The 16,455-nt window shown below is 43.8% G+C and carries 17 protein-coding genes; 8 read left to right on the top strand and 9 right to left on the bottom strand.

Annotation, left to right across the window (positions count from 1 at the left end):
• The first annotated feature begins 38 nt into the window (after positions 1 to 38).
• Positions 39 to 1,469, top strand: coding sequence for a glycogen synthase GlgA (glgA, locus tag OA79_RS14075; RefSeq protein WP_063333873.1), 1,431 nt, complete (start codon positions 39 to 41; stop codon positions 1,467 to 1,469).
• Here glgA and OA79_RS14070 read toward each other — a convergent pair.
• Both OA79_RS14070 and OA79_RS14065 read right to left on the bottom strand, forming a co-directional pair.
• Positions 1,458 to 2,285, bottom strand: a complete 828-nt coding sequence (locus tag OA79_RS14070; protein WP_063333872.1) for a substrate-binding periplasmic protein — start codon at positions 2,283 to 2,285, stop codon at positions 1,458 to 1,460. The two genes, glgA and OA79_RS14070, sit on opposite strands and share 12 nt — an antisense overlap.
• A gap of 135 nt (positions 2,286 to 2,420) precedes the next feature.
• Positions 2,421 to 4,721 carry a transglycosylase domain-containing protein gene (locus OA79_RS14065; protein WP_063333871.1) on the bottom strand — a complete coding sequence of 767 codons (2,301 nt, stop codon included), beginning with the start codon at positions 4,719 to 4,721 and terminating at the stop codon, positions 2,421 to 2,423.
• A gap of 228 nt (positions 4,722 to 4,949) precedes the next feature.
• Between OA79_RS14065 and OA79_RS14060 the strand changes: the two genes are divergently transcribed.
• Genes OA79_RS14060 through modC form a run of 4 tightly spaced genes read left to right on the top strand, consistent with a single transcriptional unit; the run spans position 4,950 to position 7,904 of the window.
• Positions 4,950 to 5,276, top strand: coding sequence for a Rieske (2Fe-2S) protein (locus OA79_RS14060; RefSeq protein WP_063333870.1), 327 nt, complete (start codon positions 4,950 to 4,952; stop codon positions 5,274 to 5,276).
• A 43-nt stretch (positions 5,277 to 5,319) separates the two neighbouring features.
• Positions 5,320 to 6,108, top strand: a complete 789-nt coding sequence (modA, locus tag OA79_RS14055; protein WP_082825479.1) for a molybdate ABC transporter substrate-binding protein — start codon at positions 5,320 to 5,322, stop codon at positions 6,106 to 6,108.
• 6 nt (positions 6,109 to 6,114) lie between these two features.
• The gene (gene modB / locus OA79_RS14050) at positions 6,115 to 6,816 is read left to right on the top strand and encodes a molybdate ABC transporter permease subunit (RefSeq protein WP_156486277.1); all 702 of its coding nucleotides are present in this window, start codon (positions 6,115 to 6,117) and stop codon (positions 6,814 to 6,816) included.
• Positions 6,813 to 7,904: a molybdenum ABC transporter ATP-binding protein gene (gene modC, locus OA79_RS14045; RefSeq protein WP_063333868.1), complete on the top strand. Its 1,092-nt coding sequence runs from the start codon at positions 6,813 to 6,815 to the stop codon at positions 7,902 to 7,904. The genes modB and modC overlap by 4 nt, the downstream gene beginning before the upstream one ends.
• 6 nt (positions 7,905 to 7,910) lie before the next feature.
• On the opposite strand, the gene OA79_RS14040 is transcribed toward modC, so the two are convergent.
• Positions 7,911 to 8,360: a DUF2798 domain-containing protein gene (locus OA79_RS14040; RefSeq protein WP_063333867.1), complete on the bottom strand. Its 450-nt coding sequence runs from the start codon at positions 8,358 to 8,360 to the stop codon at positions 7,911 to 7,913.
• An 80-nt stretch (positions 8,361 to 8,440) separates the two neighbouring features.
• Here OA79_RS14040 and OA79_RS14035 point away from each other — a divergent pair, with 80 nt between their 5' ends.
• Entirely contained in the window at positions 8,441 to 8,923 is a 483-nt protein-coding gene (locus OA79_RS14035) for a MarR family winged helix-turn-helix transcriptional regulator (RefSeq protein WP_063333866.1), read from the top strand.
• On the opposite strand, the gene OA79_RS14030 is transcribed toward OA79_RS14035, so the two are convergent.
• Positions 8,920 to 9,558, bottom strand: a complete 639-nt coding sequence (locus OA79_RS14030; protein ID WP_063333865.1) for an HD domain-containing protein — start codon at positions 9,556 to 9,558, stop codon at positions 8,920 to 8,922. The genes OA79_RS14035 and OA79_RS14030 overlap by 4 nt on opposite strands.
• A 145-nt stretch (positions 9,559 to 9,703) precedes the next feature.
• Positions 9,704 to 10,315, bottom strand: coding sequence for an OmpW family outer membrane protein (locus OA79_RS14025; RefSeq protein ID WP_063333864.1), 612 nt, complete (start codon positions 10,313 to 10,315; stop codon positions 9,704 to 9,706).
• A 336-nt stretch (positions 10,316 to 10,651) separates the two neighbouring features.
• Here OA79_RS14025 and OA79_RS14020 point away from each other — a divergent pair, with 336 nt between their 5' ends.
• Positions 10,652 to 11,539 (top strand): carboxylate/amino acid/amine transporter, encoded by an 888-nt coding sequence (locus tag OA79_RS14020; RefSeq protein WP_063333863.1) that lies wholly within the window; start codon positions 10,652 to 10,654, stop codon positions 11,537 to 11,539.
• A 67-nt stretch (positions 11,540 to 11,606) separates the two neighbouring features.
• Here the strand turns inward: OA79_RS14020 and OA79_RS14015 are convergent, their stop codons facing one another.
• On the bottom strand, positions 11,607 to 12,323 hold the full coding sequence (locus OA79_RS14015) for a YccT family protein (RefSeq protein WP_063333862.1): 717 nt from the start codon (positions 12,321 to 12,323) through the stop codon (positions 11,607 to 11,609).
• A 250-nt stretch (positions 12,324 to 12,573) separates the two neighbouring features.
• Between OA79_RS14015 and OA79_RS14010 the strand changes: the two genes are divergently transcribed.
• A complete protein-coding gene (locus OA79_RS14010; protein ID WP_063333861.1) occupies positions 12,574 to 13,611 on the top strand; it encodes a GGDEF domain-containing protein in 1,038 nt (345 codons plus the stop codon).
• A gap of 51 nt (positions 13,612 to 13,662) precedes the next feature.
• On the opposite strand, the gene OA79_RS14005 is transcribed toward OA79_RS14010, so the two are convergent.
• The 3 genes from OA79_RS14005 to OA79_RS13995 all read right to left on the bottom strand — a co-directional run.
• Positions 13,663 to 15,468 (bottom strand): ATP-binding protein, encoded by a 1,806-nt coding sequence (locus OA79_RS14005; protein WP_063333860.1) that lies wholly within the window; start codon positions 15,466 to 15,468, stop codon positions 13,663 to 13,665.
• Positions 15,469 to 15,752: 284 nt separating this feature from the next.
• Positions 15,753 to 16,253 carry an esterase-like activity of phytase family protein gene (locus tag OA79_RS14000; protein ID WP_231908880.1) on the bottom strand — a complete coding sequence of 167 codons (501 nt, stop codon included), beginning with the start codon at positions 16,251 to 16,253 and terminating at the stop codon, positions 15,753 to 15,755.
• 16 nt (positions 16,254 to 16,269) lie between these two features.
• Positions 16,270 to 16,455 (bottom strand): IS3 family transposase (locus OA79_RS13995; protein WP_082825478.1); only part of this gene is annotated, 186 nt, incomplete at its 5' end.

The raw sequence follows: 16,455 nt of genomic DNA, 5'->3' as shown, positions 1-16,455 counted from the left end.
CTTCAACAACCTACTACACAAAATAAAGACACCTAACCATGAAAATACTTTTCGCAGCCTCGGAAATTTACCCATTGATCAAAACTGGAGGATTGGCGGATGTAGCAGGATCGTTACCTCTTGCTCTGCGAGCAAAGGGTCATGACGTCAAGCTCATCATGCCAGCTTATCAAGGCATATTAGAAAAGGTAGCGCCTATTCAGAAGACTATCAACTTAGGTAACCCATTTGGTGTCGGGGATTTACGTATTCTTGAAACTCACATACCAGAAAATGATACGCCGATCTGGTTGGTTCAATGTCAGGCGCTTTATGAAAGAGAGGACGGCCCCTATGTGGATAACAACGGCCAAGACTTTGACGATAACCACCTACGCTTTTGCGCCTTTTCTTGGGCCGCTGCCTATCTAGTCAGTCATAGTGAACTAACTGGTTGGCCAGCCGACATTTTGCACCTTAATGACTGGCAAACAGGGTTTGCGGCAGCCTATTTAAAAAGCTGGCAAAACAAATCTGTTGCGGTGGTAACAACCGTTCACAACTTACGCTACAACGGCAGTTTCGACCTGCATAAATTTGCCAGCACGCAACTCTCAGCAGAATTACTCACCATGCAAGGTATGGAATTCTACGGTCGATTTTCAGGCCTTAAAGCAGGCTTAGTCTATGCCGATGCCATTACCACCGTTAGCCCTTCTTACGCTCAAGAAATTCTCACGCCAGAATACGGTGACGGTCTAGACGGCATCCTCAATGTTCTATCGGATAAACTTACAGGCATTCTGAATGGTGTTGATTACCATGCTTGGAACCCAGAAATTGATCCATTGATTAGCCAGAACTACGGCGTGACATCACTGGAACAGAAAACCATTAACAAACAGGCGCTATTGACCGAAAATAATTTATCAACCGATCTATCGAAGCCGCTATTCGGTGTCGTGAGCCGACTGACAGAGCAGAAAGGGCTTGATCTGATACTCGAAACGCTACCTGAGATACTCTCACAAGGCGCTCGTTTTGTTTTATTAGGATCCGGAGATAAAACCTTAGAGCAGGGTTTCATCGCGCTACAACAGCAATTCCCTGAACAAGTGGCCATTCGCATTGGTTATGACGAAGCGTATTCTCACCGCCTACAAGCTGGATTGGACGTACTTTTAATTCCCTCTCGATTTGAGCCTTGTGGTCTTACCCAGCTATATGCCCTCAAATACGGTACATTACCTTTGGTCCGACAAACAGGCGGGCTGGCTGACACCGTTTTTGAAGAGGGAGAAAAAGCGAACGGCTTCCATTTTCAAGACACAACCTGCGATGCCTTAAAAGCCTGCTTACAACGCTGTTTAGAAACGTATCATCAACCTGCTATTTGGCATCAAAAACAAATTAACGCCATGCAGTATGACTACAGTTGGGACAAGGTGACTGACCAATGGATTGAACTGTATTCGTCTTTAATTCAATAACGCCTGACGATTGGTAAGCGACCAAAGCGCCACCCCATCAAGTAGAGCTTGCTCCATGAAGCCTTCTTGACTCATGTCTCTTAAGGCAACCGCTATACGGTGACGAAGGCCGGGAGTGTTACAAGCAGACGCTTTTGATAAGGTGAGATAAAGCCCTTCACTGCTGATATGGGGTTCAACAGCCTCTAGTTCTTCCGATAATCCCAGTAATCCTGCGTAAGCTTGAGCAGGGCTTTTTTCATAAAGTACATAATCAACGCGATTCGCAGCCAACATTTTTAACGCTTGCGCTAAACTGGCTACCGTCAATATATTCAAATTATCTTTTGCGTAACGATCAAATTGCTCACCCAAGCTATTATTAATTACGGTGACGCCCCAATGACCTTGTAAATCTTCTTTGCTCTGAAAAGGAAACTGCGACGCCTTACGCTGCCAAACCACGCTCTGGGTATACAAGAAAACCGGCGTAAAATAATCCATATAGTCGGCTCGATTACTGGTATAAAATGCGCCAGCCATCAGATCGATATGGCCAGCTTTGACCTCACTTTGTGCTCTAGACCAAGGCCCCACATGCTGCAATCGAATCGGCACCTCAATACGACGGCTCAGTTCATCCATGATAATCCGATTGACGCCCTGTAATGCCATTGAATTCTGTTTGTCGCGCCACAAAAAAGGGGGGTATTCTGAATTACCTGTTGCGCTGAGTTCATGACAGGAAGCCAAGCCTGCCCCTGCCGCCAAACTCAATTGCGACAACGCCATCAGCACAAAGCTAAATAAATAAGATGAAACGGCGCGTAGCGTCATTTGAGACCAGCCTTATCGGGATCTTTTAGCAAGTTCACTCCCTAAAAATAATAAAAACACATACACAACAATAGCTTACTCTATGATTATGCCGAATAAAAAACAAGGGTAATGGGATAGGTATAGATGCATTTATCAAAAAGGCCAAAAACAGGAAGTCGATTTCTTCGGTTCGGTACCAAGCACAAACGCCAATGACACTTTCTTGTCACAGCGGTCTGCGGCTTTTTCAAACGAGTCATTCAATACCTGAAAACGCCCAGCGCCAGAAGGCAAACGACTAGGGAGTGAGATTGAATTTACGTGGCGCGTAAAATCAATCCAGACTTTTTGTGCACCACTACTGCCGGTAATACTAAGAGGGACATTATCATCATCGCCCAGCCAAACGGTGGTTGAGTAATCTCCTGTAATACCGATGTACCAACTGTCCTTTTGTTGGTTTGTGGTACCGGTTTTCGCAGCAAACGTTAAATTCGGCAACGCCGCTTTCGCCGCTCGAGCGGTGCCAATTTCGGGCGTTTTGGTCATCCCATCTAAGGTGACAGCCAATATGGCGTCAGTAAAGGGCACGTCGGTTTGTCGATTAAACCGCTTAATTAAGCGGTTATTTTGATCCATCACCGCTAAAACAACCCCCAGCTCACTGCTTTGCCCTTGCGACGCAATCGGTTGGTATAGGCGAGACACTTCAAACGGCGACAACTCAAGTGCGCCTAACGCCATAGCGGGATGCATCGTAAAGGGACGTTTCACCCCTAACTGTCGTAAAGTGTCGCCCACTCGGTCAAAGCCAATTTGGTTCGCTAAAGAGATCGTTGCCAAGTTATAAGACTTGGCCATGGCTTCATACAAATGCACCTCTCCATGAACTCGTCGGTCATAGTTTTCGGGCGCCCATATATCGCCACCAACCTTGAAGCGTAAACGCTCATCTTCAATTTTTGTCCACCAGGTATAACGCCCAGTGGCCAAAGCGGATAAATACAACGGCGGTTTCACTAGAGAACCAATGGGTCGAACAGCACCAAGCGCACGATTAAAGCCGGTGTAATATTGATCACTTGAACCGACAATCGCTCGCACCTGTCCAGAAATGCGATCGGTGACAACCATCGCTCCTTGTAACCCTAACAACCGACGATCACCTTGTTCAAGATGGGCAACTTGTCGCTGCATCGCTTGGCTAGCCGCGCGTTGTGCTCGAATGTCTACCCCTGTGTAAATTTTTAAGTTTTCCGTCGCCAAGGTATTTTCATCAAAATCTCGAGACAATTGCATGGCGACCAGATCTAAATAATCACCGTATACAGAACGTTCACGCTTTTTATCGGCCAACCGAATTGGCTGCTTAATTAGACTCTGATAATCCGCTTGCGACAGTCTTCCTTGGCGGTTCAATACCGCCAACACCACATTACGTCGCGTTTTGGCGCGCTCGGGCGAGCGTTGAGGGTTGTACAAAGAAGGCCCTTTCACCATGCCTACCAGCAAGGCAAATTCATCAATGTTTAATTCGTTGAGTGGTCGACCAAAAAAGTGCTGACTGGCCGCAGCAAAACCATGTAAAGCGCGATTACCAATTTGTGCGAGGTACACCTCGTTCATGTAAGCGGTAATGATGTCTTGTTTAGAGTAATGGAACTCTAACAATAAACTCATTATGACTTCTGTGAGCTTACGGGTATAGGTTCGCTCTGAGCTTAAGTACATGTTTTTGACGAGCTGCTGAGTGAGCGTGGAGCCACCCTGTCGTCGTGAACCATGGGTTAGATTGACCACCAAAGCTCGAGCAATACCGGTTAACGATATCCCCCAATGCTGGTAGAAATCTTGGTCTTCGACTGCCACCAGAATATCCAATAGCGTTTGAGGAATTTGTTCATACGTTAAAATCTGGCGACTCTCCGTATTACCACCATACAAAAAGCCAATTCGTTGCGGTTCAATACGAGCTTCGTCTATGGCATCACCATTCAACGCATTAATTTGCAATAAGCCACGGTCAAAGGAAAAAATTCGTCGTTGGCTATCATGAAAACCTTGATGATCAACATAGGAACGTAAGTGCGCACTGACTTTGGTACGGCTTCGAGCCGCCCAGCCCACCTTTTGACTGTTACGTCCAAAGCGATAGCCGGTTTCTTGCAAAAGGTTTTCTAGGTCTGCTTTTTTCCAAGGTGCACCGCTTTTGAGGATAATGGGTGCACTATAGACTTCTGATGGGACTTGCCATTTCTGCCCTTCAAAGCGACTAACAACTTGCCCATTAAGCCACCAAACCCAGATAGAAAAAGGCACACTGGCAATCAAGGCAATGAGACATCCCCATTTAAACATCGCGCGAAGAGCACGCTTCAATACTGAGGGTTGAGTGTTTTTTTTACGTTTCGTCGAGGACTTACGCGTCGATTTTTTGGAAGTTTTCTTGGCCATGGGTCGCAAGTATAGGGAGCAAAGCTTGGTCAAGCAACGCTGAAAAATAAACTAACTCAATTCTTGCATATTGACTCAATTAACTTACCGAATTAGAGTCTTCCTACGCAGAAAATAGATCGAGTTGGCATTTCACTGCGTATTTTTGTTTCAGTTGGTGGTAAATAGAAGCTTGGCTTCCGTTTATTTTAGTCATTCTAATCATTATAAAAATAGTACGGTCATCACGTGTTTCAGAAGCATCTAATACCTAATGCGCAAGACCTACCTGAAGGAAAGGCGCTAACACTAAAAATTGAAGATTACGATTTCTTAGTCACTCGCCAAAAAGGCGAAATTGTGGCTTATGAAAATCGCTGTCCACACCAAAACAAGCCATTACACTGGTCTGATCAAGAGGTTGTCGCCGATGAAGATTATTTAAAATGTCATCATCACGGTGCTCTTTTTTCACCCCTTGATGGCACTTGTATAACCGGCCCTTGTCAAGGAAGCCATTTGAAAAAAGCCACAGTTGGCATTGAACAAGGAAATTGCTATTTACTGTTGGCTTAAGGATTTCCTTAAGCCAATCACACCACAGGGATACCTAAGCAAGATGAAAACTCGCGCCATTGTGACCATCAAGCTTAGCCCCTATGTGTTCAAAATTTGTATCCTGTTTTCTTTGTTCGCTCTTGTCTATCTACCTTCAACGGTTAAAGCTCAGACTCTTAAACTCGCCGTGGCCTCAAATTTTATTAATCCAATTATGAGCATCGCTGAGGATTTCAACCAAGAAACAGGACACAACTTGAGTGTATCTTTTGGGTCTTCAGGGAAGTTGTTCGCACAAATACAACACCATGCCCCCTATGATGTGTTTCTTTCTGCCGATGTGCAAAAGCCACACACTCTAGTCAATAAAGGATTAGCACAAGCTGACAGTTTTGCCGTTTATGCCAAAGGCAAACTGGCGTTATGGGCACCCACTTCTTTCATCACAGAGGACATGGCTGAGGTCTTAAAAATGGCGAAAAACATTGCCATTGCGAATCCTAAATTAGCGCCATACGGTAGAGCGGCGCAACAAAGTCTGCAGCACTTAGGCATCTGGCCATTGGTCAAACACAAACTCATCACCGGAGAGAACATTGGACAAACTTACCAATTTGTCCGCTCGGGGAATGTAGCATACGGTTTTGTCGCCTTATCACAAACCTTGAAAGACAGTACAGAAGGCCACATAATAGCCATTCCGGCCACCTTCCATGAACCGATTCTTCAAGCTGGCGTCATTCTATCCCATTCGGACAAACCTACTTTAGCGCGGGATTTCATGGCATTTTTACTGAGACCAGACACACAAGCAAAACTGCAGTCATTCGGCTATGACAGTGCTGACTAACGCGTTATGATGAACCTTAGTCCAGCCGACCTAACAGCCATCTGGCTCACCTTAAAGTTGGCCAGTGTCGTCACCTTACTCTTATTGATATTCTGCACCCCTATCGCTTGGTGGTTGGCTCGAACGCACTCTATTTTCAAAGCCCCTATCAACGCTTTGATCACCATGCCATTAGTACTACCCCCCACCGTATTGGGGTTTTATTTACTCGTTTTACTCAGCCCAAACAGTACACTGGGCAAAATCTTGTCGGATTTGGGCGTTGCTTCCCTGCCATTTAGTTTTGCAGGTCTTGTGGTTGCATCTATGTTGTATTCCCTACCTTTTGTTATGCAACCCCTGCAAAATTCATTCGCCAGCCTTACTGAGAAACATTTAGACGCCGCGGCGACCCTTGGCGCTTCGCCCATGGATCGATTTTTCTCCATTGTCATGCCACTGTCGAAATCCGGTTTTATCAGTGCCGCAGTATTGGGGTTTGCCCACACTGTTGGAGAGTTCGGGGTTGTCTTGATGATTGGCGGTAATATTCCGGGGGAAACTAAGGTTATTTCCGTGCAAATTTATGATCATGTCGAAGCACTAGAGTACCCGCAGGCACACACCTTGTCCTTATTAATGATGACGTTTGCGTTTATCGTCTTATGCTTGCTCTACTTTGCTCAAAGAAGCACACATGAGCAACATAAAAAGGGGATTTGGTCATGACTCAGTCGGGCTTGAAGGTACACTTCAATCAAACAAAACACTCGCCTTCTGACTTTGCATTAGAGTTAAATGTTCAGCTCGAACCTTCAGGTGTGACTGCGTTGTTTGGGCCTTCTGGCTCAGGTAAAACAACATTATTACGTTGTATTGCAGGCCTCCAACCTAATATCCAGGGCCATTTGCAGTTTGCTGGGCAAACTTGGCAAGATGAGCAAACCTTTCTACCGACGCACCAAAGACCGATTGGTTTTGTATTTCAAAATACCAGCCTATTTCCTCATTTAACGGTACAGCAAAATCTCAATTTTGCCATCAAGCGAGCGAAACAAAAAAGACAACGCTTTGACTATCAAGATGTGTTGTCTCTAATGAACCTCAAACCTTTATTACAGCGTTATCCTCATCAAATATCCGGCGGGGAAGCGCAACGCGTCGCCATTGCTCGAGCCATGTTGTCACAACCCAGTATGTTATTGATGGATGAACCCTTATCGGCGCTAGACAACCGTCTAAAGCAAGACATCTTGCCTTACCTTGAAAAAGTCTGCCTAGCGACAGATATCCCAATTTTATACGTTAGCCATGCTCTAGATGAAGTCAGTCGATTGGCGAATCATATTTTAGTGATAGAGCAAGGGAAATTGGTGGAAGCAGGCAAAGCGTCAGATCTACTCAGCCAATTAGACTCCTCTTTTGCCAATCACCAAGATGCCAGTGTGTTGATTGCTGGCAAGGTCATCGAGCAAAATGCCGACTGGCAGCTGTCGACGATTCGTCTTGGCCACCAGTCGATTGTGTTTGCACAAGGAAATGAGGTGCTAGGAGAAACGGTTAGATTGAGGATTCAAGCACGAGACGTCAGTTTGAGCTTAACCCATTCGGATCAATCCAGTATTCTAAACCGCCTGTCTGCCGTCATTGATGACCTCAAACAAGAAGCCAACAATCCCAGCATGACCCAAGTGAGACTGTTAATTGACGACACCCCTATTGTGTCTAGAATTACCAGCTTTTCTGCCCAACAATTAGGACTGTCTATCGGCATGTCGGTCATTGCTCAAATCAAATCCGTCGCACTCTGTCGCTAAATCCACCTAAGCTTTGGCTAACAACACCGTCAAGCGACGTTTAATCACCAAGGACATCAAAATAGAGAAAGCGATGCCCATAGGCAATGCCGCTAGGAAGGTTGCTCCCCATTGCTTTATAAAGACCTCTAGCGCCAACCACCCATGTAAATTGATCGTAGTGACAACCGCCATGATGGATTCCATAATCAGCGCCATAATTAAACCAAAGACAAGATCTTGTTTCAGCTCAGATAAGTTAGGCAGAACGCCATCCACTAAATGATGTACTAAATAGGAAAACACACCACCAATTGGCGCAATACACAACACACACAAAGCAAAGGTTGATAACCAGGACATCATAAAGTCATCGCCAAACCCTAGACTACGCCAGGTCATGACGAAAGTCAGTGTGCCACCTATAACCGTTACTAAACTGGCAATTAGGGCAATTTTTTTAAGCATTTTTGACATGAGTATTCTCTCGGGGGAATTTTAGTTGTTTACTCTAAAAAAGTAGTTGATAATGTCAATTATTATCTAAAGAGTTGACTATGTCAACCATTTTGAGAGCCTTAACCTTCATGTCCTATCTCGAATCTCAGTTACAACAGATGTTTATGCAAACCATAAGCGGCCTACAAAGGTCCATGAAACAAACCATGAAACGTCAACAACTATCACTAACCCCCTTATCTTTCCTGATGCTGAAAACAATCCATGACACAGCGGAATGCACAGCTCACTCAATTGCAGAGATTACCTACAAAGATAAAGGGCAGATTACTCGGTTACTTAAAGAACCTATTGACCAAAATTTGGTAGAAAAGCACCCCAACCCGAAAGATAAACGCAGCCAAATACTGACTCTTACAGAACAAGGTGAATCCGTCTTCAAAACACTTCAGCAAGCAGATTATGCTGCGTTAAATGCCTTAAAAACGGGTTTAACGGATGAGGAGTTGAACCAGTTTTTAACCATAGGTCAAAAAATGATTCATAATATTAATGAATTTAATGCCGAAAAAGAGGGCTAAATTTCCTCTTTTAGCTGAATCAAAAATTGCCGCATAAAGTTCTCACGTCGTTTCCCTTCACGACGGGCTGCGGCCGTATTTAGTGAATCGGCAATATTGAAGAGTTTCACATAGAAATGATCAATGGAATTTTGTTCATCGTCTAGAGGCCGAGACTCACCAAAAGGGTCATCGGTATCATACAACGCGCGGTTAAGTGCACCACTGACCTGCATACAACGAGCCACTCCTATCGCGCCCAGAGCATCTAAACGGTCTGCGTCTTGAACGATTTTAGCTTCGGTGGTCTTCGGGGTGATTTGCGCACTAAAACTGTGAGCACAGATACAGTGATGAATCGCTTCCAAATAGCGTTCTGGATAGTCAATTGAACGCAAAAAAGCCACGGCTTTATCCGCCGCCATACTTGAAGCGAAAGCACGCTGGGGGTGATTTTTAGGCAATGACACACAATCGTGCAACCAAGCGGCTGGCACCACAACATCAAACTCTGCACGCTCTTCAATGGCTAATTGCTTAGCGACTTTTACCACTCGGCAAATGTGGTTAAGGTCATGAGCAACATCCGCGCTCTCCTGAATCAGTAAAAAAGCCCTAACTTTTTGCTCAAACGACACCAAGGTTTCCACTAACATACTGATCACTCACACCATAAACTGGCGCACATTATGGATTAGTCCAAAGCAAAAATAAAAGCTCTTAACGGCATCACTAAGAGCTTTTTTAGTCAAAAATGTCAGAATCAATCTAAACATTTAAGTTGAAACTAGCCTTTAAGCGCTAGAAAGTATAACCAACACTGGCCATAAAAGTGATCGGATCAATGTCAGCATCGATTGTGCCAACCGTCGTCTCCACATCGGTATTAATGTCCATATACCAGAGTGAAGCATTAGCAAACCAGTTTTCAGCGAACGTCACATCAACACCAACTTGAGCCGCCAAGCCGAAAGAGTTATCTAGGCTCACATCCGTCCCCGCTAAATCTCCTTTGCCTTCTTCATCAAAGAAGATGGTGTAGTTCAAACCAGCGCCAACATATGGACGAACCTGACTGTTTGCTGCACCAAAGTAATATTGCGCCATGAAAGAAGGCGGCAAATGAGAGACTTCTGCCACTTTACCAAGGTCTCGGGTCGACACATCATGAGTAAATGGCGTTGCGGCGAGCACCTCCAAGCCGAACGTATCCGACAACATGTAAGTCAGCGTCACCCCCACTTGGGTATCATTATTCAATTCCAGTTCACCCTTACCCGCCACGTCGTCACTGCTTTCATTTGGCATCACAGTCGCCAGACCGCCACGTACAAACCAGTCGCCAGCATCATGTGCTAAAGCAAACGAGGAACACAAAGCAGAGGCTAAAACCAATGGATAGATCGCTTTCATAATCAACTCCTTTTTATTGAACATAGTGTTTGGTAGAACAAAGTGTTAGCTACTAAACTACTCGTCCAACAAAAGAAAAAATTAATCTAGATCAAGGTTCCAGCCAGCAAAGGGACGCCATAGTAACCAATCAGTCCTTACGTCAAAAAAAACACAGTTACCACAAAGAATTCACAGTAAGGTAATTTCCAATAAACCAAACAAACACTGATTGGCAGCATGGATATTGTTCAAAAAAAACATTAGTAAACTTTTATAATTGAAAAAGTAAACAGCTTTCCCTCCTAAGTAGAAGCCAGTAAACTAAGCGACAAATTCATTAACGGAATCTCAGTCATGCCTATACTTCTCGCCGTAACCCTCTTATGGGCCTTTTCTTTTAGCTTGATTGGCGTTTATCTTGCCGGACAAGTCGACGCTTGGTTTTCGGTGTTAATGCGTGTGTCATTAGCCACATTGGTATTTTTGCCGTTTTTGAAATTACGTCAGATTGAAGCCAAAATAGCCTTATTACTTATGGTATGTGGGGCATTGCAACTTGGCATCATGTACGGTTTTTACTACCAATCGTTCCTCTATTTGTCTGTGCCTGAAGTTCTACTCTTTACGGTTATGACGCCTCTGTATGTCACACTGTTAAATGACATTCTCGATCGTCGACTTAATGTGGGGTTTGCGGTGAGTGCTTTATTAGCGATATTGGGAGCGGTTGCTATTCGTTATCAAGGAATCGACGATGGCTTCATCAAAGGTTTGATGATTGTACAAGGCGCTAACCTTTGCTTTGCCGCGGGACAAGTCGGTTACAAACGTGTGATTGAAAAGCAACGCCCTGATTTACCTCAAAGAACCGTTTTCGGCTGGTTTTTCATCGGTGCACTGGCCGTTGTGATTCCTTGTTATTTGGCGATGGGCAATCCAGAAAAGCTGCCAACCACCACTCTACAATGGGCCATTTTGACCTATCTCGGTGTTGTCGCTTCTGGGCTTGGGTATTTTGCTTGGAATAAAGGAGCAACGTTAGTCAACATAGGAACACTGGCTGTCGCCAACAACCTATTGATTCCAGCTGGCATCTTGGTCAATGTGGTGTTCTGGAATCGTGATGCCGATATTATACGACTGACCATCGGTGGTGGCATCATACTATTGGCATTGTGGGTAAATGATAAGTTTAATCAAAAAATTGCGACTCGCGCCAATCTCGTTAACGAGGTCAATTAGATAATACAATAGTGCCAATACGACATGACAACGTCATTTGTATTGGCACTATTCAATGCTTCTTTTGCTATTCGTTCACCAACCAAACCTGAAACGCTTTCCTAGCACCATCATCCGCTTTTTTGTACCAAAGCAACATCATTTCCAACTGTATATTTGACACATCAGCCTGATATTGGGAATCCGCAATCCAAATACGCATGGCTTTACGCGTTGCTGAATCGGATCTGTTATACCAAAATTTCAGCATGCCTAAGGCTGGATTTGTTTCCATACGAACAGGAGCCGCACTAGGCCCATTGGATTCATCGCTAGTACCATTGAGTTGCTTTACTTCAACCAGATAATCGCGCAAATTTTGCAAACCCGATTTTTCTTTCAATACTCTCTTTTGAAAACTCACCTCTCGACCGCTGGCTTCATCATGCAATGTAAATGTTGGGGCCGCAGCATATTCTTCGGCCTGACGAGAAGTTGATATGTAAGGTGCTTTAAGCTGTAAATAAGCCCCCTGAGTGACCTCGACATCCATTACAATAGGCTCTGATTGAAACACTTCCGAATCACCACCAGTACGTAAAATTTTATTAAAACGCAGCACAATTTGATGTTGTCCTGGTGTTAACGACACATCAAAATCGTTACCAAACTGTTTGGCCTCTTGTTGATCCACATACATGATTTCAAACCACCTTGGCACTTCTAAGGTTTCGCCGTACGCCGACAACGTCGTAAAAGTCGACAAGGTAAGACTTAGGTAAGTTAACCATTTATTCTTCCACATTTTCATTCCTTAGCGCTTAATTTTTCACAACGCTACCACAATCTAGTAACCAGACTCAGTTTGTTTCAATAAAGCCTGTAAAAATTCGATTTTTAGCCTAATTTCATGCAACATAATGCATCTTATTGTTTTAATTAGACCTGTCATCCCATGACCGAATGATAATGTGCGAGCAAAACTTCTAAAGACACTTCCGCTCAGTCAGGTATGATGGCGGAAAAATAGAAACGACTAACAATTAAAGACCCCTATGCCAGACGTAAGCCAAACGCAGTTTAACCACAAACTTACCTTGAGAATCATCGAAATGGCCTTGGTCACCTTGATATTTTCTCTAATCGCCCGCCCTATCATCGCAGTGCTACACCCGTATTTTTTTTGGCTTGGCATTTTTGATATTCTCCTCGCAAGCGGTTTATATCTATTAGTACGGTCTAATACACGACCCGAATGGCATATTTCACTGTCCCTGATTGTGGCACTGATTATCATCTTGCCCATGCTAGCAATTTCCGGTGGCGTTAACAGTCAAGTGGCGGTATTCCTACCTTTATATCCCGTAATGGGCGCATTAATAGGGGGGCGAGTTGAATCACTTGTAACGAGTCTTTTTTTAATTGTCACCGTACTTTTCGCGACGATTTTCAGCCATTCCATTATCAATGTTTCAGGAGAGTATTACGCCGACAATACCTCTTATCTAAGAGGGTTTTGGTTAATCCTCGCCATTATGTTCAGCGCGGTTTTTGGACAATTTTTTCTCAACCGATACAACGAATTAACTAAGAAACTCAAAACTGAAAATTTACAGGACCCTCTCACAGAACTGCTCAATCGCCGAGGTTTGAACTTACATTTCGCCAAGGAATTAAAGCAAGCAAAGGTAACGAATTCTCCATTTTGCCTAATGCTCATTGACATTGATTACTTCAAAAAAATCAATGACCAATATGGACACGATGTTGGTGACACTTGTCTTATTGAGATTGCAAATCGACTCAATCAAGGCATTCAAGCACATCATTATTTAGCCCGTTTTGGTGGCGAAGAATTCATCATCGTCTTACCTAACACCGACTTATCCGAAGCAGAGAAAATCGCCGAACAATTAAAAGAGACAATCGCAATAGGTCGCTTTAGTCATTATCAATTACCGTTAACCATTACGTTAGGCATAGCAACACTTCATGGGGAAAGGGACAATGCCTTAAAGATCGTTAAACGGGCGGATAAAGCACTGTATCGAGGTAAAGAAAAGGGACGTAACTGTGTTGAATTAGAAGCCTAACCAGTCCCTCAAGAGAACATTACAGAGGCAGTTAAAATACCTCAAATTGGATCAATCTGTTCGTTCCACCCGCACACTATTAATCACCTGCTCAAGGTCTTCGAATAAAAACGGCTTACTTAAAAAAGCGTTCATTCCTGACTGAAAACATTTACGTTTTATGTCTTCTTCAATGTGCGCCGTCAAGGCGACGATCGGCGTTTCTGATAACTGCTGATCCATTTCAATCTGACGTATTGCTCGGGTGGCCGAAAAACCGTCCATTTCGGGCATATTGCAATCCATGAAAATCACATCATAAACCTGCGTTTGCTGAAACCGCTCTTTGGCAATCAAACCATTTTCCGCCACATCAACACGACATCCTAACTTTAGTAAAAATTGCTCACAGACAATTTGATTCACTTTATTGTCTTCAACCAATAAAACACGTAATGATTGAGTAAGATCCGCTACGCTTGCCGAGCTTTGAGGAGCAACTTCCACTTCCTCGATAGAGGTTTTTTCTACTTTTTCGAAAGGCAAAGTAACCGTAAACACAGTGCCAACGCCAAGCTCACTCTGCAAAGATATTTTGCCACCCAATAGTGCCACTATGCGCTGAGTGATACTCAAACCGAGGCCCGTTCCTCGGATGTCTGGATTAAATTGATTCACCTGATAAAACTGTTCAAAAATTTGTTGTTGATCCTCTGGAGCAATACCAATACCAGTGTCTTTAACCGCAAAAGACACCATGTACTCATTAGCGTCCTCACTTGATTTGTCGCCAGACACTTGAATGGCCACCTCTCCTTCATGGGTAAATTTAAAGGCATTACCGACCAAATTATAAAGAATTTGGTGAAGACGATGAGGGTCTCCTAAAACAGATTCAGGAACATTATGCACATCGCAATACAGCTTAATTCCTTTCTTTTCAGACTGTGTCGAAAGCAGTTGAACCACGTCATTCACCACATCCTGTGGACTAAAAGGTGTTTTTTCCAAGGTCAGCTGTTGAGCGTGGATTTTGGAATAGTCCAAAATATTGTTGATGATATGCATTAAGGTGCTTCCAGCATTGTTTATAACAGTCACTTGCTGACGTTGCTGGTCACTCAAATCTCCCATAGAAAGCAGTTGCGCCATCCCTAATACGCCGTTCAAAGGAGTACGTATTTCATGAGTCATAGCGGCTAAGAAATCAGCTTTGGCTTGGCCGGCTACTTCTGCGGCTTCTTTCGCAGCCGCCAACTCTTCGGCCTGTTCCGATAACTTTAAATTATCGTTCAAGGCTTGCCAGTAAGTGACATTAAGCTGTTTCCCTGTCAGGTAAATAAAGAAACCGTAACCAGTAATTATCCCCATGACAATCCAATTACCAGGCCCTTGCAAAAATGCCGCCGCCGCAAACGCAAAAGGCAAGCATATCAGTAAGCAGTAATTACGCAGCATCTTATGAGATATGGCCAATATGGTCACACCACCAATACTGATACCAGCTGCTGACATCACATTCACAGTGATCGATATATCAATCAATGGGTTAACGTAAAACAACCAAGCGGAACCACTGGTCCAAACAATCGCAGAAGCATTATAAACGAATGAATAACGTGTAAAGTATTGCGAAACAGGCAGTGCCTCACTGGAAAATACTTTGTGATAAAGATAAAAACGAGTGCACTGCAACAGCACAAAACAGATTGAAAAAACGCTTATTACGACCAAATGCTCACGAGCTGTTGAGGAACTAAAGACCGCGGCCCAAAATGCCAACAAATAAAATAAACCACCATATCGGGAGCGTCGCGCTAAATCCTTTAGACTAATCTCACTAACTTGTTTATCACCAAGGGTGTAGCGTGAATTCATTAAGGCCTTTCTCAAATATTTTGAGGGTAAATGCTGTTCTTGAAGCAGTTTGAGTTAATGTTATAACCATAACATCGAAAAAAGACCAGAGTACATAATCTAAACAATATAAAACAATCCTCTACAGCTTCTCTCTCATTGTTAACATTAAGTGCTTATACTTATGATTAGGATCAAAACAGTACGCATCTAAGCACTAGACAACGATTCTTAAGCCATGGCACAGGGCATAAAAAAAGAGCGCAAACGCGCTCTTTTAACTGATAGCCTGATTTAAACCTGTTTTACTCAGGCAGTAACTCAGCGTTGATAATATACAGTTGATTCGAATCAACCGTTTTGCCATTCAAGTATTTTTGTTCGAGCTTACCTTTCGTTGACCAGGTGGCAAAATCATCGTCATTAAGCACACCTAAATGATGATGATCAATGACCCATAAGCCTTCCATTTTATCATGTGGATACGCCACTTCTTTCACCATATCTACTACCAGCATTTTACTCACAGGCTTGATGCCTTTTGCCGCTAGCGCCGCCCAACCTCGTTGCTGTGCATATTGCTCTAAGGTCAAGCCATCGATCAACAGACCATGGCTCTCATCTCGCGTAACCGAATTTGACAAAGCCACGCTGGATAACGGGGTTGCTGAACTTAAATCGATACGATATACCTGCTTTTGAGCCTTTGGGTTGGCTTTTTTCGGGCCACCTAGCAAAAAACTACCATCCCGTTCAATGACTAAGAATTGAGTCTGAGTCAAAGCGGCAATCTGAACTGACCCCATAAAGTTGGACTCTGTTCTAAGCGGCTTTCAAGGCCTGATTCCGATACGCTATCGGACTCAGGCCTTTTAGTTTCAGCTTAATTCGATCGTTGTTGTAATACTCGATGTATTCCTTGATTGCTTCAATCAGCTCATCAGCATTGTTAAACTTTTTGTTATGGTACATTTCTGTTTTTAGGATGCCGAAAAAGTTCTCAGCTAC

The organism is Marinomonas sp. TW1 (genome assembly GCF_001625355.1).
GTDB lineage: Bacteria > Pseudomonadota > Gammaproteobacteria > Pseudomonadales > Marinomonadaceae > Marinomonas.
Note: the sequence above shows the minus strand (reverse complement) of the source record. Positions and strands in the feature narration are given on the sequence as shown.

What these genes read in the sequence shown, in the direction of transcription:
- modB (WP_156486277.1), top strand. Translation starts at nt 6,115, where the DNA reads ATGATGAACCTTAGTCCAGCCGACCTAACAGCCATCTGGCTCACCTTA.
- modA (WP_082825479.1), top strand. Translation starts at nt 5,320, where the DNA reads ATGAAAACTCGCGCCATTGTGACCATCAAGCTTAGCCCCTATGTGTTC.
- OA79_RS14010 (WP_063333861.1), top strand. Translation starts at nt 12,574, where the DNA reads ATGCCAGACGTAAGCCAAACGCAGTTTAACCACAAACTTACCTTGAGA.
- modC (WP_063333868.1), top strand. Translation starts at nt 6,813, where the DNA reads ATGACTCAGTCGGGCTTGAAGGTACACTTCAATCAAACAAAACACTCG.
- OA79_RS14020 (WP_063333863.1), top strand. Translation starts at nt 10,652, where the DNA reads ATGCCTATACTTCTCGCCGTAACCCTCTTATGGGCCTTTTCTTTTAGC.
- OA79_RS14030 (WP_063333865.1), bottom strand. Translation starts at nt 9,558, where the DNA reads ATGTTAGTGGAAACCTTGGTGTCGTTTGAGCAAAAAGTTAGGGCTTTT.
- OA79_RS14000 (WP_231908880.1), bottom strand. Translation starts at nt 16,253, where the DNA reads ATGGGGTCAGTTCAGATTGCCGCTTTGACTCAGACTCAATTCTTAGTC.
- OA79_RS14005 (WP_063333860.1), bottom strand. Translation starts at nt 15,468, where the DNA reads ATGAATTCACGCTACACCCTTGGTGATAAACAAGTTAGTGAGATTAGT.
- OA79_RS14015 (WP_063333862.1), bottom strand. Translation starts at nt 12,323, where the DNA reads ATGTGGAAGAATAAATGGTTAACTTACCTAAGTCTTACCTTGTCGACT.
- OA79_RS14040 (WP_063333867.1), bottom strand. Translation starts at nt 8,360, where the DNA reads ATGTCAAAAATGCTTAAAAAAATTGCCCTAATTGCCAGTTTAGTAACG.
- OA79_RS14070 (WP_063333872.1), bottom strand. Translation starts at nt 2,285, where the DNA reads ATGACGCTACGCGCCGTTTCATCTTATTTATTTAGCTTTGTGCTGATG.
- glgA (WP_063333873.1), top strand. Translation starts at nt 39, where the DNA reads ATGAAAATACTTTTCGCAGCCTCGGAAATTTACCCATTGATCAAAACT.
- OA79_RS14025 (WP_063333864.1), bottom strand. Translation starts at nt 10,315, where the DNA reads ATGAAAGCGATCTATCCATTGGTTTTAGCCTCTGCTTTGTGTTCCTCG.
- OA79_RS14035 (WP_063333866.1), top strand. Translation starts at nt 8,441, where the DNA reads ATGTCAACCATTTTGAGAGCCTTAACCTTCATGTCCTATCTCGAATCT.
- OA79_RS14065 (WP_063333871.1), bottom strand. Translation starts at nt 4,721, where the DNA reads ATGGCCAAGAAAACTTCCAAAAAATCGACGCGTAAGTCCTCGACGAAA.